We start from the raw sequence: 16253 nt of genomic DNA, 5'->3' as shown, positions 1-16253 counted from the left end.
TCAAGCTATACAATTGTCAATTATCCCCTTAAAGAAAATTTACTTTCACACTCACTCTCTTCTCATTATCCCTTGTCCAGACAATATTATTCAATATGTCCTTATATATTTTGTTTTTGATTTCTCCACTGTCCTCATTTTCTATATCGCTTATAAATTTATCAATGGCTGTAATTCTTTCTTTGCTGTCAAATGAATCAACTGATGTTAGTTGTTTTCTTATATTCCTTATTTCCTTTTCAAGTTTCCATTTTTCTTGTTGGCGTTCTTCTGTTTTCTTTCTAGTCTTCTGAATATCATACAATCCATTTTCAAACGCTTCTTCAATTCTCTCGATTGCTAAATCTTGTTTATCACAGTCTTGGATTAAATCATCTAATTTTTTATTAAGCATGTTTTTCTTTTGCTTTTCAACATCGTCTATTTGTATATTATTCAAATTGTCACGCAATGCTTCGACTGTATCGATAACTGCTTTTTCAACCAACTCGATGTCTCCACCACGATTCCCACACTCACATTTTGCTACACCTAATTTACCATTGCCGAATCGTTTCATTGTCATATTTTTATTACATTTTCCGCAAGTGATTAAACCTGTAAAACTGTGTATTTTGTTATTGTATATTCGTTTTGGTCTGTTGCTAAATCTTTTCATCAATAAATCATATTCTTCTTCTGTAATAAGTGGTTCATGACAATTTTTAACAATAACCCATTTGTCTTCCGGCAAATACTTGAACGGCTTTGATGATGATGTTGCAACTCTTTTTCGATTACCTTCAGATTTATTTCCAACTATGTGACCAAGATATACTTGTGATTTCAACATCCGGCTTATAGTAATTGGCGCCCATTTCTTATTTCTAGGTGATGGAATGTGTTTTTTATTTAATTCCCAAGCTATATCTGCCAATGTCATCCCTTCCAACGCATGTTCTACAATTTTTCGTATAATTGGCCTTTTCTCTTCATCAACTTCCAACTGTTTTAATTTTCTATTATACGTATAACCATGAGGTGCTTGTGCATTTACCCATCGCCCCAATCTTAATCCAATCCTCTTGCCTGCTTTAAATCGCTTCTTGATCATCTTATACTCAAATCTACCCATAAAGGATTGCATGTCATATGCTTGATCATCATTCTCATTGTTCAAATCATATATCTTATAAGGGTTGGCAGTAATTAAATAGGTGTCGGAATGTTGCAATGTAATTCCAATTTTTTCCCTATCTCCTCCACCACCTCTTCCCAACCTATCTATATCAAAGCAAAAGATTGCATCATATTGGGATCTTTCTACATCACTTAATAACTCTAACATCTTAGGTCTACCCTCAATGGTATCTCCTGTTACAACCTCCTCATACAGCACATAAGACCACCCTCTACTTTCACATACTTCTTCAATCACACTTTTATGCTTCAGTAAGTCTTCATCTTTATCTCCCATACTCTGACTCTTACGTAAATACGCAGCTACATGTTTAATAGATTCAAAGTCGGATTCATGCTGTTCTAATAACATTACACATCAACCCTTTCATATATAATTTCAATGGAGAATACGTCTTTATTGTCTGGTGTTATAGATATTCTTTTCCATGTTGCCGACGTTACTTTTGTTAATCCTAATCTATTTACTCTTGATCTGATTGAACCAATAGGACGATGAGGTAACAACCTTTGAGTTCCAGTTTGTCCAAGTGTGGGATAGTTTTCTCTCAATATAGTATCTTCTTCTTCTTTCCACCTTGTTTCTCCAGCCATTTTTTGTTTGCGTAATTGTTCATCAATCTTCTCTATTTGAGCAGTCTTCTCTAAGCGCAATGTATTTGCTTTACGTTTAATTTCTCTTGGGTTGAATCGTGAGAATACTTTAGCCAAGTCGTCATTATTAGTTGTAGAATATATATTTTTTAAGTTCTCTATCTCTTCATCTGTCCAACGTTTTAATTTTACATTTTTTCGAGAAGGTCTGGGTGCTTTCCTTTTCAATCCTAATTTGTTAGCTTTCGATCTTATTTGTGTAATACTATATCTTGGCAGCAATGCTTCTAACTTTTCAATTGTGGCACGTTCGTAATTCTCTTTTAATATTTTTTCTTCTTCATCCGTCCAACCAACTCTAGTAATAGTAGACACCACCCTAGCTATTTTGTATTGATTATACAATATAGCTATAATAAATACAAATAAAAAAAACGAGCTTGAGCCCGTTTATGAGTAGTGTTTTGTTATAGTTTTAGCTATTTTTTCTAATTGTTCTTGTGTTATAATTTTATTTATCTCTATTTTAAATTTTTCTAACATTTTTTTATCTTCAATAATCACTTATTATTCCCCTTTTATATCATTATATAATACTATTCACCCATTAAACTTATCTTCAAATTCTTTTTCTCTAGCAATCAAATCCTCAGTTAATTGTTTAATAAAGTAATGATAATGCACACGTTTCTTCACACTTAACACCTCTACACCGATCTCTTTACATATTCCAATAGGAATGCTTGCACGATTCACTTTAGCCTTGTAGGAGTGCTCTAATTGGTTCTGAGCAATGTTTTTATACCTTTGATACTCTTCAATCGGCACGAAGAATGTACTGTTCTCTTCATTTCTAAAGTTAAATAAGAATCCTGCAATGACATCTTCATATGTATTTGCCTCAGCTAGTTTCTCAACTTGATGTGCTTTTATGATTTCTTCTTTCATGGATATGGATTTCTTATCAGTTGTTTTTAATTCTAATGGAAATAACGTTTTGTTATTGAATACTAAACAGTCATAATCGTTGCGTGATGTCCTGATACGGTTGCGGAGGTTGAATGGTATGTATACATCTTTAATCCGCATGAACCAAGTTTTTTCTTTTTTGCAAGATTGCTGAACGTCTTTTTCAAAGTTTTGTCCGTAGTTTATTTTACTCATGCTTCATCTTACCTTGCTTCTCTAGTGCGAACTCTTTAAAATATTGATATTCAGCGTTTCTTCTGACTTTTTTTGCTTCTTCTATATCATCAAAGTTTCCCAAGGATATTTTTTTACCGTTTACGTAAATCTCGGCTACCCATCTTCCATAAGAATTAGAATAAACTCCTATTACACCTGATGTGTTATTTGACTTCATTCTGCTATTCCATGTATTTTGCGCTCGTGTACCAACGCGTAAATTTTCGTCAACATTGTCTAGGGTGTTATGATTAATATGGTCTACTACCTCTTTTTCTTGAGGATTCTTAATAATACGATGTAAAAGATCCACTTCATAACCATTTCTAGACTTGCTTGCAACATAACCGTTACTTGTTAAATACCATTTATATCGCGACACTTTTTCAATGTGACTAAGAGATATTTTGCACTCGGCAATGTCCTTATTGTCTTTGTCTCTTATTACAATAATTGCGTAATCATCATGCACAATTATTTCATTTTTATCGTAAACCGTTTTATCTGAAATTTTTCCGTTTTTAGCCAGTTGTGAATAGTGTTTGCCACAGTAGTTTTTTTCGCTATTCTTAAATTCTTGCACTCTATTATTGCTTCCACAAACAACACAAAATCTTTCGCCTTTAGAATGAGTTTGGCTTATTGCTGCATTTGCACATTTTTGACACCCATAGACATTTCCCAAAATACTGTTTGGAGTTGTAGTAAACTTTCCATGTGTTTTGCATATAAATTCCATCGGAGTAAGACTTCCCGTATATTCTTCGGTTGCTACAATATCATCGCCAAACCTATCTCCTAGTTGAATCTTGAATGTCTCGTGAGACTTTCTATAGCCACAAGTATCACATTGTCTTTTACTCTTTGACTCAAATCTTAAAAACGTTGTTGTGAATGGTCTTCCACATTTACATAAAAAATCCATTATTGTGTTCATATCTACATAGTTGTTTGAAACAAGTTCACATTCACTATGAGATTTTACGAATAATTGCACTTTTCCAAAGTCCCAGTGCATTCTTTCTCGTGTTGTGTAATTTATATTTGCTGCTTCTATCGCGGATTGAAAATTGCCGAATTTTCTATAAATAGCATTCGTTAATTTACTATCTTTCTTCTTTACTAGTCCAGAGTTAAACTCTTGCGGATTTTCAATGTAAATTTTAGTTAATTCTTCAATTATTAAATTTTTATTCCATTTTCTTCTCTTAGCTATTTCACTCACCTCAATATAATATTGTTTGATATACTATTCATCATCTTTATTTACACCAGCTACTATAACTCTTTCTTCCTTATGGAAGTCTGATCCAGTTATCAATATTCCTGTCACCTCTAATGATCTACCACTAGACAGATGGACAAATTCTGATCCGTTCTCTCTGATATTTGTAGCTAAATCGAACATTAACTCTTTAGGTAAAACTATTGAATCCTGTCCACCGTTCTTAATAAACAATGCAACTTTTATATTATTATTCATTTATTATTCCTCCTTTTAGAAGAATGCTTCTCTGTGACTTAAGTCTTTCAATCTCTTGTTCTACTCTTTCTAATTGAGCCTGACGCTGTTTCTCTCTATCTTCTTTTAGATACTCATCCCATTCTTTTTCTAAGTAGTGCATTTCTTTTGCGTGCCCATTAAATGAGCCAAAACAGACGTTAGACACTTTCGTCAACCTAATTTCTGGCGCAATCCAATCACAACCTTCTCCCGTACAGCCCAATGCTTTTATGTATCCTTCATCTCCTGACTGACATGTGCAATAATTCCAATATCGCTCATCGTACCCTAGTTCTAAGTCATAATGATAATCTAGTCGACTTGTCCAATCATTGTTGTCTTTGTATAGGTAAAACTGTAATGATCCATCAGTATAGCCTTCTGTTTTATCTTCATCGTATTGAATATCTAAGGCGTATTGTTCACAATCGTCAATGAAGTCTTTTAGTTTATCTTGTTGCTGCTTTAATGTTTCGTAATATGGAATAAAACTTTTTAAATCATCCATGTGACTGTTTAATAAATATTGTTTAAATTGATTAAAGAATTTCTCGTTCATTTGTTTATCTCCTCCTAATAAAAGTCTGAATTTAATCTTCAAATCTCTTTATTATATAATCAATATTGTCTCTAAGCCATTTAGCTTGATCTAAAGTCAACCCAACAGCAGAATCAACATCGCTTTCGTCATCGATTAATATTGGATCAACCTTATTCTTAGCTAGTTCAAGTGTTTCGTAATTTAATTCAATTGAGATATTGTCAAATTTAAGCATTTGATTCCCTCTTTTCTGTTTAAGATTGTATTTTATATTGAGACAAATCCAGCAAGTACGATTATTATTGTGCAAGATATAATCAACCACATGAAAATCTCTTTATTTAGCTTTGCTAAATCGCCATTTTCCTTTTCAAGATAAGCAATTCTATCTTTTTGACTGCTTATCACAGTTTTCATCTTTTCAGACTCTTCTCTTCTTACACGTTTAATAAAATGCTCTTTTTCTTCCCAAACAATTTCCCAAAATACATCACTCTCTTTATCTATTTTTACATTAGTTCTTACATAAGTTGCTCCGTTTATTTCTTCAATTGTGTCGTGAGGAATTGTAGGAACAATCATATACTTAGCGAATAATTCTGTTTTTCCGTCTTCATATTTTCTTGTTACGATATTTAAATTGTTCCTGCAATGGATCTACAGGATAAATTTTGCTTGCAATTTCACGACTGATTTTATCCGATTCCTTTTCTTTAAATAACTTGTGAATATCCACTTTATCATCTCCTTTTCTACACATTATCCGAATTACATACTAAACCAACTTAGATAATTTATCTCGCAACCCCCAAATATAATCTAGAAATGCAACGCTATCCTCAGAATATAGTCCTTCTCTGCCATGCTTTTTACCATTTAGTGTTTCATCAAACTGTATCAATGATTTAAGGTATTTTACATCTAACTCTGTTAACCTATGGTTCTCTAAATCAACTCGCTTATTTTATTCTTCAACATATTTTCTTTCAAATAAATCTGCTTGCTCTTTTTTCAATTTATATAGAGATTTCATCCTGCTATATCGCTTTTCTTTAATAAGCTTAATCATCTATACCATCACTAACAGGTTGATTCAGTTCAATTCCTTCCATTACATCAACAAATCGCTTGGCGTTGATCCATGCACTACTACCTTTTTTATCTTCTAATTCTAATTTCGTTAATCGGTCTTGGTATGTTGATTTCATGTTGTTCCACATTGATTCATAATTCATTTTTGTTGCCCTCCCTTTAAAATCGATATTTTATTTAATCCTCGTTCGGTGCGTAAGACATGTCATTGTCATATGCTTGGTTTGCCTTATCCCAAACTTCATCACAATCTAATTTATTATTTTCGATAAAAAGATTAATCATTTGCAGACTGTAACTGTAGTCGTCAGCAAGTTTTTCAAATTCTTTAATCTGGTTATCATTTAATTCATCAAATGAAATTGAATCCACTTTAAAAAACCTTCTTTCTCATTAAATTTTAAATTGAAGCTTTAACCTCTCTTAATTGGTTAATCACATCTTCCAGATAATAATATGCGTCCCAAATTTCTGCTGACTCGTATCCATCTAAAAAGATCCAATAACAGTCATTTCCATAACAAATGTCCATTGCTCGTTTTGAGTAAATCCTTTTCCATCCAGACTTTTCTGTTTTAGGATAATTGTTTTCAATTAAATACTGTTGCAATTCCCCTAAAAAGTGTTCATACAACTCAATGAAATCTTCCAGTTTCTCAAATCCTATGTAGCCTTCGATTGATACATGGTAAAACTTCACACCGTATTTTTCTTCTTTCCAAAGTTCAAAATCATCATTGTGAATTTCTAATAGCGTGTCTATTGGTAACACCTCGTTTTAGACTCTTCTTGTTTGATTGGTTGCATCTCTGTCTATCTCACCAACTACTTCAAATCTATATTTTTGTCCAGTAGGGTTCTCCTTGTCTTCAGGGACTTCTTCAATGAACATCTCTAGTGGTCTAGCATAAGTATCACATTCATCATATAAAGCATGATAAATTACAAGTATGTCATACTTTTCAGTGTACTCGGCTATTCCTAAGACGTAATAATAATTTCCTTTATAGTGTCGGTATACTTTTGCAATTTCCACTTCTCTCAATGTTTGATCTCCTTCTGTTGAATAATTTTTTTATATATGATATTATTTAACTTTTAATCCTTTAAACATGTGAGCCACCACATCGGCAGTCCACCCATCTCCACATAATCCCATGCGCTTATTTGGTGATTTAATTATTGAAGTATAATTATCCGGTAAATTTTGCATTCTCTCAATTTCGATTGGGTGACTCCTTCTATATTTATCTCCGCCTAGATATATACTTGTTTTACTCTCTGTTTGTTGCTTTGGAATTGTACACATTGTTCCATCTAAGTAATATGCTCTATCTTGTTGTGACCCGTAACCTTTACCACTTATATCCCATTTAACATAATTCTTGGTGAATGTTTTTGTGTTTTCTATTCGTTCATCTTGGAACACTTTATATGTATTGTCGTAAACAATATCTTTAATCTTGATTCCTTTATCTTCTGGTAAGTCACCAAAGTATATATTCGTCCAATATAGCCGTTTTCTTCTTTGTGCAGAAACTAGAACACTATCAATCTCGGTGGCTTCACAACCCATATGCTCATTCATAATTTCTAATGTTTCTTTATTTGGTTTAACATTTTCTAGTAAGAATTTAACATCTGGATTGTTGTTTTTAATGATCCAATCTCGTATCCTTACATATTCAAAGAATAATTTACTGCGTGGATCATCAAGATTAAGTCTTCCATTCTTGGATCTGGAAATCCCTTGGCATGGAGAACCTCCTACCAATAAATCAATTTTACCTAAGTTAGAAATGATACTTTTATCTATTTTTGTTACGTCGCCAATATGTACTGTGTTAGGATAATTGTCTTTGGTTACGGTGATTGAATCTTTATTAATTTCACTTGCAAAATACTCGTTGTATGTAATACCAGCTTTTTCTAAAGCAACTTGCGCTACACTGATACCGTCAAAAAGGCTTAAAATTCTCATTAAATATCTCCTGTTCATAATATATTATTATTTATTCATTCAGATAAAAGTATCATTTTATTGCTATTAATTTTCTTTCATCTCAATTTGAAATTCCATCTTCTTAACACCTTTGATTTGTTTCTGAATTTCCTTAATTTCAATCTGTTCAACCTTACCTTTAAAATATTTGATGACTTCCTCTTGAACAACTTCTCTCACTGCGCCTTCATTGTCTGTTGTAAACCAAAGTAGACAACGCTCATTGAATTCTTTGTAGTTCTCATATGTATAATCCCAATTTGTACTCTCAAGAATCAACTTTCTGTACACTTTTAAAATCTTGTCTGGCGATTTAAATTTTATTTTTAGTAACAGTTTGTCACCATATCCTCCTAATTTAAACTTTAATTTTGCTTCAACTTTTACAGTCTCCATCTATACACCTCCACTTACATCCATATTCTCATATACATCCAACAACACTTTCTTCATTTTTGTATACTCTTCAAATGCTTCTTTATCATCCCTATCCAAGCTTCCATCAATCAACGTGTCTAACAACTCAATCTCAAGCTTAAGAGGTATAGACGCGTCCTTATCAATTCTCTTGCTATGTACAACGATACTCTTCTCACTTTTTCTGTACAGTTGATCTTCTCTAAATAACATCAAAGGCTGCCCAATACATTGAACCTTATATTTGATAGTTGTTGTATCTCCCAGAATATTGACCGATCTTCTTTCAAATACATCTGTTATGACACCTTCTAATTCTGTATCTTTGATTGCAACTCTTTCGTTAACCTTGAATTTCACTTTATTCACCTACTTGTGTATGACATTTGTTATTTATATGATATTATTTACTCAGTGACTGATTACTAATTGTTATAGTGCTAATAATTCGTCTAGAGTGAATCCATCATCGAATGAGTAATCGAGTTGAACGCCAAGATAATTTCTGTCATTCTCTGAGAATATTACATTAGGACACTTGATATTTGTGTATGATGAATCTTCGTTATGGAAGAATTCAGCACCATTGCCTAATATTTGTCCTAGCTCATTTCTAAAAATCATGGGTGATACCTCCTTTCTTTAATGTTGTTTTTGTTGTTGTATATATCATATAATATTATTTGGTTATTGTCAATAGAAAATTGATATTAATTTGCTTTTCTCGAATATACATGAAAGGTGTATTTGTATTTACTTTTCTCTGTGCCTTGTTTATAGAAGTATTCAGACCACTCATCTTCGTCTATCGTTGGAAAATGGGTGTCAACTTGGCTGAAAGTGTGATGTACTTTAGTTAAGTATAGTCTGTCTGCTAATGGAAGTAGTGTTGTATATAGCTGTTCACCTCCAATACAGACTAACTCAGGGACGTTGCGAAACTCATGCAACACTTCTGACAAATTGTGTCTAACTAATGCGTTGGGATGTGGATTGTATGTTTTGTCTGACGTTAGCACAATGTTGATTCTTCCTTTGAGTGGAGAGCCAATCGATTCATAAGTTTTTCTACCCATAATACAAACCTTGTTATTTGTATGTTGCTTGAAGAACGCTAAGTCCTCTTTATTCTTCCATAGTAAATCATTTTCAAACCCTAAGCCTAATGAATCATCGACTGCTGCTATTAATGATAAAATCATGTTGTAATTCTCCTTTATATTCCTAAATCAAATTTCAATTGTGGTCTAGTAGGTTCATAGTCAATCATCTCAAAGTCATCTATGTTAATATCGTAAAATGATTTACCTTCTGCATTGAGAATTAATCTAGGTTGCTTTGTTGTTACTGGTCTTGATAGTAATTCATGAGCTTGTTCATAGTGTCTGTCGTATATATGTATATTCTGAGTAAACCTAACAAACTTACCAACCTTCATTCCACATTCATGAGCAAGCATCATTTGTAATGCTACATATTGAACCATGTTAATATGTCCAGCTACAAGATAATCTGAGCTGCGTTGGAATAGTGTAGCATCTAGATAGTAATCATCTCCTACTTTTCTTACAGTGTAGGAAGACAACATAGCACAAGGTAACAATCCATCTGTCTCAGAAAAGTCTTGTTCCTGCCATAAGTTTAGCAAGTGTCTCCTACCAAATGGGTTTTCTTTTAGTCCTTTAATTAGCTTATTGATGAGATCATAGCGTTTTACTGTAGCACCGTATCTCTGCCCAATATTACCTGTACCCTCGACTTGCCAACTATCCCACCAGTGAATATTATATTTATCTTTTAGCACACTTAATTCATTAGTTTGATCTGAATATATCCAAAGGAGCTCCTTAATCGCACTCTTCCAACCAATCGGACGCAAAGTTGTTATTGGAAATTCACCTTTATCTAAATGGTAATCCTCATACACTTGTGAAATGAATTTAGTGTAAGCTATTTCTCCATCACTCTCATATCTTGGTCTGGGATTCTCATCCCATGTTCCATTATTTAATACATCTTCAATTTGTTGTTTAAAAATAATATCTGCTTTATTCAAGCTATCTCTCCTATCTCTCTCATCTTCTTTATAATATTATTATACCCTTGATTGACTGCTTGTTTAGATATTCCTAACTGTTTTCCAATATCAGCGTCATACCAACCCATTGACTTCAACTCAACTATTTCTCTCTGTCTTTCATTTAACAATCCCATAGCTTCTTCAACTTCAGATTTATGTATGATGGTTGATTCAATATCATCTATGACTTCTGCTGCAATAGATTCATGCATTGTTCTACTAGAATCTCCATTCAATCCAATCTCTGCATCCATACTAGCAAGCTCATATTCTTCTTCTGGTGTATTGTTAGAAGCATACTTGAATGTGTTAAAATCGTTGTTGAGTGCCGGAAGTAGAGTCCATTTCATATGATTGATTGCATGAGATTTGAATTTACCTTTGCTTGGGCTATATGTAGTACATGCTTTCCATAAGCCTATGTAGGTGACTTGTAACAAATCCTCATATTCTATCAGCTTACTCTTTGCAACGTTGTGTGGCTGACCTAGTGTGCGATATAGTGTTGCTGTTGCTAAGTGTTGATGATCGTGGAACAGTTGCTCAGGTGATTGATTAGAGTTTTCCACTGAATCCTCCTGTCTATAAAATATGAGAGGATATTGATTCTAAGTTGTTGTTATGCTTAGTTGTAGATCAATACTTCCTCTCATAAATTATAATATAATATTATTTGGTTGTTGTCAATGGTTGGGCTATTTAGATTGACGTTCTATTTCAGCTTCTAGTTTGGCTTCGGGAGCATATAGAAATTCCCAATATGGTGGTTTTTGGATTTTGTTGTCCTCTTCACGATATCTTGGTTTGCCATCTTCCCAAAGTTTACCCATGTTAGCATCTTGAACAATATCAAACAAAGGTTCAGGGTCAACCCCAGCAACTGCAAATGAACCGTAGTTGAAGTAGCTAACATCAGTTAAGGCATCCATTTGGGCTACAAGTTTATTGTCTACGTCAGGATTTTTCTCGATTGTTTTAACTGCTGCTTTGTCTAAGCCTTTATGAAATTCGTTTAATGTTCTGCTAAACTCTTCTTTGTTACCATCTACAGTAGCATACAAAAATTCTACAAGTTCCTCCCCTGTCCAAATTGCACGATTTAGAGCTGTGCTGTAATCAATCTCTGTGGGTGTGTTTGCTTGTTCATGTCCAAATGCTTCATGGAAGTCTCGAACTTGTTTATAATGTTTGTTCATGTGTGTTTAAATCTCCTTTTTAAATATTGTAGATTAGGGAGAAATTAATCTCCCTATTATGTATTATAATCATATTTATTTAAGCTTATTTAGTGAGGGTGTGTATCTCCTATTCGGCTTCGTTAATTAACTGTATAATTTCATGTGGGACAAACCCTGTGACACGCTTGTCTCCAATAATAAGTGTGGGTACAGACATAATATCGTATTCTTCTAATGTTTGAGGTTCTTTATCAACATCTATCTCCTCATAGTCCAACTCTGTTTCCGTCAATAAAAAGCGCTTCAGGCTTGAACAAGGTACACAGCCTCGTTTTGTAAATAAGATTGGTTTACTCATTATATTTCTCCTCTTCATCTTTAATATAAGTAACAGTAATAAGAAGTTGTAATAGGAGGTGTTAATAGCTAATCCCCTATTACAACAATTAACAATGGAAATGCTTTTATGCCTCACACATGATACAATTCAAATCTTTATTGAACTGTTGCGCTGCATTTGTACCATGCTGGTAATAGAGGGTCTTAATTCCATTTTGCCATGCAAAAATATATAAATTATTAATCTCTTTGGCTGGTGTACTTGGATTAATCATTAAGTTAAGCGACTGGGACTGGTCAATAAACTGTTGTCGCATAGCTGCTTGGTCTAGTACTGCATATTGATCAATCTCACTGAAAGTCTTGAACACATTCTTTTCATGCTCTGATAAGAAGTCTAAATGTTGCACTGAGCCATCATAATCACGAATACTGTTCCATGTCTCACGATCATCCTTGTTGTGTTTAGTTAACACTTCTTTTAAGTATGGATTACGTACAGTAACTTTGGTTTTAGCCATGTCTTTTACATAATAATTACTCATTAAGGGCTCAATAGACTGCGAAACTTGACCTAAGATAAATGCTGATGAAGTTGTCGGAGCTGGAGCAAGTAAAGTCGCATTACGTCTTCTATACCCTTTTAACAGTTCGGGTTCTCCGAATAGTTCGGCTAATTCTTCTGAGGCTTTGTAAGTTTTTTCTTTAATCAGTCGGAAGACTTCAATATTCTTTCGACTAGCTTCAATACTCTCAAATGGAATCATGTTCGACTGCAAATATGAGTGCCAACCTAGTCCCCCAATGCCTAATGAGCGGTTTGTCTTAGCGAATTTATATGCCTTTTCCATAAAATAAAATGCTTGCTGGTCTTCTTTGTTATCGGAATCTCGCATTCCTTCAAGCTTAGTGGTGAACTCTTCCATAACAGCGTCTAGGAAATATGTAAGTGTTTCTACTGCATCTGTGTCTTTCCATTCATCATAGTGAAGTAGGTTCACCGATGATAAACAGCATACAAATGACCACTCAACGTTAGTTGGTAGGGCGATTTCTGAGCATAAATTTGAGTGATTGATCTCCAAACCTTTATCTTTGTATACATCAACAGTGTTGTTATTTACTGTACTCTTGAAGAAAATATACGGATAACCCATTTCAACTCTTCGTTGTAACACTTTAGCCCAAATTTTTCGTTTATCAGCATCTCCATCAATCATCTGTTGCATCCATTCATCTGTTACTGTTACAGCGTGAGTTAACTTTTGAATGGGGTTGCCTTCTGTTCCAATGTCTAAGAATTCATCTATGTCAGGATGTTCAACAGGTAAATATGGTGAGAATGCTCCGCGGCGAACTGACCCTTGAGTCGCCACGTCCATAAGAGATTCAAACAGTTCTACAAAGTGAACCGCTCCCGATGACTTTCCATTACCTGTAATCTTAGCTCCTCGTGGACGAAGCTTACCAAAGAAGCCACCAGTTCCTCCTCCTAGTTTACTCATCACTCCTACTTCACCTGTAGCTCTCATAATATCTCCGAAATTATCCTGTACATCAACACTATAGCAGGAAATCGGCAAACCTCGCTCATTACCAAAGTTAGCCCACACAGGTGATGATAGGGAGTAATACCCCTTGCTCATATAACTATAAAACTTGTCAGAAAAACCTTTAATACCTAAGATTTTTTCTGCGTTATCTGCAATTTCTCGGATACGTTGTTCAGGAGTTACCCCTTCCTCTAAATACCCACTTTCTAAAAAATGTCTGCTGTCTTTATTTAGCCATTCAAATGTCATATGTTACTATCTCCCTCTACAATTTTAGTTATCACTGCGTACCCGTCATTTATCAGTGAGACGTTATCACCTTTAAAACTCACTTCTCGAACCAACATCTTTTCACCCTCATACATGGGAACACTGCCAACTATACAATCATATAAAAATGTTAATTCATAATTACGCATGTTTCCTCCTTTAGAACAAGTCGCTTGCGTCAAAGCTTTGGCTTCTCTTGGTATAGTTAACAGATCTTTTGACAAAGAAATCAACATGCTTTGTAGCCAAAATTTCATCATCATACCAGTCAGTCTTTTCTACTAATTCCTCATCAACTTCAAAGATAGGATCAAAACCCGTACCTTTCAGAGAGTTGTTTAGACGATTTTTGATAAACTCTTTTACTATATTTTTCGGAAGGAAGTCTAAATCTCCACCTTCATAGATCCAATCAATAACCTCCATCTCTGACTCAAAAGAATTTTGACAAGCTTCATAAACTTTTCTTTTCATATCTTCGTCAAACCATTCGGGATTTTCTTCTCTGATGATATTTACCAACTCAATTCCAAACAATCCATGAATCTGCTCTTCTTTAGAAGTCGCCTCAATGACGTTTGAAACACCTTTGAAGATATTTTTATGCTTGTTGAAAGACATGATGATCAAAAACTGGGAGAATAGTGATACGTGTTCAATGAATAGAGAGAACAGAACCACTGAAATTGTAAAGTCCCTATCGCTTTCCGACTTGGCATACTTAGATGCTTGTGTTAAATGGTTTACACGTTTGGACAAGGCAGGAATCTCTTGGATACGTTCAAACTCACTATTCAATCCTAGAATCTCTAGTAGATGAGAGTATGCATCATGGTGAATGACTTCATTTGCGCTAAACGTTGCTCCTACAGCTCCAATCTCAGGCTTAGGCATACGATTATGTAGATCTCCCCAAAAGTTTTTTACAGCTACTTCAACCTGTGCAATAGCTAGCATTGCATTCTTAATTGCATTACGCTCAGATTCAGTTACATTAGTCTTGAAATCTTGAATATCTGACGTATAGTTAAATTCTGTATGTAGCCAATACGAGTGTTGAATTGCATGTTGATACTCAATAACTTGAGGATACTCATAAGGTTTTAAGTTTAATCTCTGTTTAAAAACATCAGGTTTACGTAGTTGATTTCTTTGTTCACGATAAATGATATACGCTTTAGCGGTAGTCTTATATTTTGAATCGAGCAAAACAGATTCTACAATGTCTTGTATATTCTCCACTGTAAGCTCATTTATTTCACCCAAACTATTCACTACTTGCTGAGACAATTTTTCTGACTCTTTTCCCCCAAATTCTCCTGTTTCCTCTCCTGCATTTTCAATAGCCTGTGTGATTTTGCTTGTTTGAAAATCAACTAGTAAGCCATTTCTCTTCCTGATTTTATTACCCCTATCCTTAGCAATAGCCGTCATTAAATCAAGTCTCCTTCATCATCGTACTTATTATTTCTAGATACTTTAAGCGTACCATCTAAGTAATCATCATCTTCTTCTTGTTCTAAGCTACTCACAACCTCGGTATAAGCTTTACCTACCTCTAACTCATACTGTTCTCTTAAAGCCTGCGTATCCGTCTTATATCGATTATCTAAGTCTGTCTGATTCATTGTGATTACCTCCATTATAATATTATTTAACTATTGAATGATTTCGTCATTCCACAAGCCTATAACATCATCAATTGACACTAATTCTCGCAATCTATTGTCTAAATTAGATTTATCTGCATTAAACAATTGATCATCTAAAATTTCTGTCTTTAACTCGCTAGTTGTTTGCATTATTCTCACCTCCTTTAAAGGTGTTGTCAATCTACTGTTACATTTCTACCCTGTAATCTTCTAACTCCATCTCCATTGCTGCAAACTGTTCTTTTACCGATACAATTTTCTCAGTTTTACCTTTACTTTTCTTCTTAATCTTTTGTCTTACTTTGGCAAACTGAGCTTCGATTTGATCAATACAATCTTTATGTCCTCTAATTTGTGCCTTATCTTTACCATCATTGAATATTAATGCATATCTATCTTTTGCACTCGGACTACCACCGCACAGATCGCATATGTACGTATACATTTAACTTGTTTCCACATTTGATGTTAGCTGATATTGCACCAGCTTCGCTCTTCCTAATACACTTTCCATATCGCTCAACGCTTCCTCAGAAACTGTGATATGACCGCCATCTAACTGGAAGAAAACTTCATCCAATGTCGCTTGTGCCTGATTTAATAAATCTAGTAATCCTTCTTGTTGTGAAATTTCACTCATATGAATTCTCCTTTCTTAATTAGTATA

28 protein-coding genes are annotated in these 16253 nt (G+C 34.0%); all 28 read right to left on the bottom strand.

Features of this window, described 5'->3' with window-relative positions; genetic code table 11:
* Positions 1–28: 28 nt before the first annotated feature.
* Positions 29–1531 carry a recombinase family protein gene (locus CIL05_RS07865; RefSeq protein ID WP_095654977.1) on the bottom strand — a complete coding sequence of 501 codons (1503 nt, stop codon included), beginning with the start codon at positions 1529–1531 and terminating at the stop codon, positions 29–31.
* Positions 1531–2148, bottom strand: coding sequence for a hypothetical protein (locus tag CIL05_RS07860; RefSeq protein WP_095654976.1), 618 nt, complete (start codon positions 2146–2148; stop codon positions 1531–1533). The genes CIL05_RS07865 and CIL05_RS07860 overlap by 1 nt, the downstream gene beginning before the upstream one ends.
* A gap of 225 nt (positions 2149–2373) precedes the next feature.
* On the bottom strand, positions 2374–2937 hold the full coding sequence (locus CIL05_RS07855) for a hypothetical protein (RefSeq protein ID WP_095654975.1): 564 nt from the start codon (positions 2935–2937) through the stop codon (positions 2374–2376).
* On the bottom strand, positions 2930–4183 hold the full coding sequence (locus CIL05_RS22410) for a DUF723 domain-containing protein (RefSeq protein WP_206207759.1): 1254 nt from the start codon (positions 4181–4183) through the stop codon (positions 2930–2932). The genes CIL05_RS07855 and CIL05_RS22410 overlap by 8 nt, the downstream gene beginning before the upstream one ends.
* A 24-nt stretch (positions 4184–4207) precedes the next feature.
* Positions 4208–4441, bottom strand: coding sequence for a hypothetical protein (locus CIL05_RS07845; protein ID WP_095654974.1), 234 nt, complete (start codon positions 4439–4441; stop codon positions 4208–4210).
* Positions 4434–5021: a hypothetical protein gene (locus tag CIL05_RS07840; protein WP_095654973.1), complete on the bottom strand. Its 588-nt coding sequence runs from the start codon at positions 5019–5021 to the stop codon at positions 4434–4436. Before CIL05_RS07840 ends, CIL05_RS07845 begins: the two co-directional genes overlap by 8 nt.
* 31 nt (positions 5022–5052) lie before the next feature.
* Positions 5053–5238 (bottom strand): hypothetical protein, encoded by a 186-nt coding sequence (locus tag CIL05_RS07835; protein WP_095654972.1) that lies wholly within the window; start codon positions 5236–5238, stop codon positions 5053–5055.
* Positions 5239–5270: 32 nt separating this feature from the next.
* Complete coding sequence (locus CIL05_RS07830; protein ID WP_095654971.1) at positions 5271–5585, bottom strand: hypothetical protein; 315 nt, start codon at positions 5583–5585, stop codon at positions 5271–5273.
* A gap of 31 nt (positions 5586–5616) precedes the next feature.
* Positions 5617–5739 (bottom strand): hypothetical protein, encoded by a 123-nt coding sequence (locus CIL05_RS22790; RefSeq protein WP_276245334.1) that lies wholly within the window; start codon positions 5737–5739, stop codon positions 5617–5619.
* 325 nt (positions 5740–6064) lie between these two features.
* Positions 6065–6238 carry a hypothetical protein gene (locus CIL05_RS22180; RefSeq protein WP_165769085.1) on the bottom strand — a complete coding sequence of 58 codons (174 nt, stop codon included), beginning with the start codon at positions 6236–6238 and terminating at the stop codon, positions 6065–6067.
* 34 nt (positions 6239–6272) lie between these two features.
* The gene (locus CIL05_RS07825; protein ID WP_095654970.1) at positions 6273–6467 is read right to left on the bottom strand and encodes a hypothetical protein; all 195 of its coding nucleotides are present in this window, start codon (positions 6465–6467) and stop codon (positions 6273–6275) included.
* 28 nt (positions 6468–6495) lie between these two features.
* Complete coding sequence (locus tag CIL05_RS07820; RefSeq protein WP_095654969.1) at positions 6496–6867, bottom strand: hypothetical protein; 372 nt, start codon at positions 6865–6867, stop codon at positions 6496–6498.
* Between the two features lie 6 nt (positions 6868–6873).
* On the bottom strand, positions 6874–7131 hold the full coding sequence (locus tag CIL05_RS07815; protein ID WP_240510144.1) for a DUF1653 domain-containing protein: 258 nt from the start codon (positions 7129–7131) through the stop codon (positions 6874–6876).
* Positions 7132–7182: 51 nt separating this feature from the next.
* A complete protein-coding gene (locus CIL05_RS07810; RefSeq protein ID WP_165769084.1) occupies positions 7183–8076 on the bottom strand; it encodes a DNA cytosine methyltransferase in 894 nt (297 codons plus the stop codon).
* Between the two features lie 66 nt (positions 8077–8142).
* On the bottom strand, positions 8143–8493 hold the full coding sequence (locus CIL05_RS07805; RefSeq protein ID WP_095654966.1) for a hypothetical protein: 351 nt from the start codon (positions 8491–8493) through the stop codon (positions 8143–8145).
* The gene (locus tag CIL05_RS07800; protein WP_095654965.1) at positions 8494–8874 is read right to left on the bottom strand and encodes an IDEAL domain-containing protein; all 381 of its coding nucleotides are present in this window, start codon (positions 8872–8874) and stop codon (positions 8494–8496) included.
* A 72-nt stretch (positions 8875–8946) separates the two neighbouring features.
* Positions 8947–9138 (bottom strand): hypothetical protein, encoded by a 192-nt coding sequence (locus CIL05_RS07795; RefSeq protein ID WP_095654964.1) that lies wholly within the window; start codon positions 9136–9138, stop codon positions 8947–8949.
* A gap of 86 nt (positions 9139–9224) precedes the next feature.
* Entirely contained in the window at positions 9225–9716 is a 492-nt protein-coding gene (locus tag CIL05_RS07790) for a dihydrofolate reductase (RefSeq protein ID WP_095654963.1), read from the bottom strand.
* Positions 9717–9730: 14 nt separating this feature from the next.
* Positions 9731–10570, bottom strand: coding sequence for a thymidylate synthase (locus CIL05_RS07785; protein WP_095654962.1), 840 nt, complete (start codon positions 10568–10570; stop codon positions 9731–9733).
* Entirely contained in the window at positions 10567–11163 is a 597-nt protein-coding gene (locus CIL05_RS07780; protein ID WP_165769083.1) for a sigma-70 family RNA polymerase sigma factor, read from the bottom strand. The genes CIL05_RS07785 and CIL05_RS07780 overlap by 4 nt, the downstream gene beginning before the upstream one ends.
* 126 nt (positions 11164–11289) lie before the next feature.
* Positions 11290–11790, bottom strand: a complete 501-nt coding sequence (locus CIL05_RS07775; protein WP_095654960.1) for a pyrophosphohydrolase domain-containing protein — start codon at positions 11788–11790, stop codon at positions 11290–11292.
* A gap of 109 nt (positions 11791–11899) precedes the next feature.
* Complete coding sequence (locus CIL05_RS07770) at positions 11900–12130, bottom strand: glutaredoxin family protein (protein ID WP_165769082.1); 231 nt, start codon at positions 12128–12130, stop codon at positions 11900–11902.
* Between the two features lie 106 nt (positions 12131–12236).
* Positions 12237–13913 carry a ribonucleoside-diphosphate reductase subunit alpha gene (locus tag CIL05_RS07765; protein WP_095654958.1) on the bottom strand — a complete coding sequence of 559 codons (1677 nt, stop codon included), beginning with the start codon at positions 13911–13913 and terminating at the stop codon, positions 12237–12239.
* A 180-nt stretch (positions 13914–14093) separates the two neighbouring features.
* A complete protein-coding gene (locus CIL05_RS07760) occupies positions 14094–15368 on the bottom strand; it encodes a ribonucleotide-diphosphate reductase subunit beta (protein ID WP_095654957.1) in 1275 nt (424 codons plus the stop codon).
* Positions 15368–15562 (bottom strand): hypothetical protein, encoded by a 195-nt coding sequence (locus tag CIL05_RS07755; protein ID WP_095654956.1) that lies wholly within the window; start codon positions 15560–15562, stop codon positions 15368–15370. Before CIL05_RS07755 ends, CIL05_RS07760 begins: the two co-directional genes overlap by 1 nt.
* A 30-nt stretch (positions 15563–15592) precedes the next feature.
* Positions 15593–15736: a hypothetical protein gene (locus CIL05_RS22175; RefSeq protein WP_165769081.1), complete on the bottom strand. Its 144-nt coding sequence runs from the start codon at positions 15734–15736 to the stop codon at positions 15593–15595.
* Positions 15737–15773: 37 nt separating this feature from the next.
* Complete coding sequence (locus CIL05_RS07750; RefSeq protein WP_095654955.1) at positions 15774–16031, bottom strand: hypothetical protein; 258 nt, start codon at positions 16029–16031, stop codon at positions 15774–15776.
* Positions 16032–16226: a hypothetical protein gene (locus tag CIL05_RS07745; RefSeq protein WP_095654954.1), complete on the bottom strand. Its 195-nt coding sequence runs from the start codon at positions 16224–16226 to the stop codon at positions 16032–16034.
* Positions 16227–16253 lie beyond the last annotated feature (27 nt).

This window comes from Virgibacillus profundi (genome assembly GCF_002287375.1).
Classification (GTDB): domain Bacteria; phylum Bacillota; class Bacilli; order Bacillales; family Amphibacillaceae; genus Virgibacillus_K; species Virgibacillus_K profundi.
Note: the sequence above shows the minus strand (reverse complement) of the source record. Positions and strands in the feature narration are given on the sequence as shown.

Coding starts and splice junctions, on each gene's coding strand:
- CIL05_RS07865 (WP_095654977.1), bottom strand. CDS start 1,531: ATGTTATTAGAACAGCATGAATCCGACTTTGAATCTATTAAACATGTA.
- CIL05_RS07855 (WP_095654975.1), bottom strand. CDS start 2,937: ATGAGTAAAATAAACTACGGACAAAACTTTGAAAAAGACGTTCAGCAA.
- CIL05_RS07845 (WP_095654974.1), bottom strand. CDS start 4,441: ATGAATAATAATATAAAAGTTGCATTGTTTATTAAGAACGGTGGACAG.
- CIL05_RS07840 (WP_095654973.1), bottom strand. CDS start 5,021: ATGAACGAGAAATTCTTTAATCAATTTAAACAATATTTATTAAACAGT.
- CIL05_RS07835 (WP_095654972.1), bottom strand. CDS start 5,238: ATGCTTAAATTTGACAATATCTCAATTGAATTAAATTACGAAACACTT.
- CIL05_RS07830 (WP_095654971.1), bottom strand. CDS start 5,585: ATGATTGTTCCTACAATTCCTCACGACACAATTGAAGAAATAAACGGA.
- CIL05_RS22180 (WP_165769085.1), bottom strand. CDS start 6,238: ATGAATTATGAATCAATGTGGAACAACATGAAATCAACATACCAAGAC.
- CIL05_RS07810 (WP_165769084.1), bottom strand. CDS start 8,076: ATGAGAATTTTAAGCCTTTTTGACGGTATCAGTGTAGCGCAAGTTGCT.
- CIL05_RS07805 (WP_095654966.1), bottom strand. CDS start 8,493: ATGGAGACTGTAAAAGTTGAAGCAAAATTAAAGTTTAAATTAGGAGGA.
- CIL05_RS07795 (WP_095654964.1), bottom strand. CDS start 9,138: ATGATTTTTAGAAATGAGCTAGGACAAATATTAGGCAATGGTGCTGAA.
- CIL05_RS07790 (WP_095654963.1), bottom strand. CDS start 9,716: ATGATTTTATCATTAATAGCAGCAGTCGATGATTCATTAGGCTTAGGG.
- CIL05_RS07775 (WP_095654960.1), bottom strand. CDS start 11,790: ATGAACAAACATTATAAACAAGTTCGAGACTTCCATGAAGCATTTGGA.
- CIL05_RS07770 (WP_165769082.1), bottom strand. CDS start 12,130: ATGAGTAAACCAATCTTATTTACAAAACGAGGCTGTGTACCTTGTTCA.
- CIL05_RS07765 (WP_095654958.1), bottom strand. CDS start 13,913: ATGACATTTGAATGGCTAAATAAAGACAGCAGACATTTTTTAGAAAGT.
- CIL05_RS07760 (WP_095654957.1), bottom strand. CDS start 15,368: ATGACGGCTATTGCTAAGGATAGGGGTAATAAAATCAGGAAGAGAAAT.
- CIL05_RS07755 (WP_095654956.1), bottom strand. CDS start 15,562: ATGAATCAGACAGACTTAGATAATCGATATAAGACGGATACGCAGGCT.
- CIL05_RS22175 (WP_165769081.1), bottom strand. CDS start 15,736: ATGCAAACAACTAGCGAGTTAAAGACAGAAATTTTAGATGATCAATTG.
- CIL05_RS07750 (WP_095654955.1), bottom strand. CDS start 16,031: ATGTATACGTACATATGCGATCTGTGCGGTGGTAGTCCGAGTGCAAAA.
- CIL05_RS07745 (WP_095654954.1), bottom strand. CDS start 16,226: ATGAGTGAAATTTCACAACAAGAAGGATTACTAGATTTATTAAATCAG.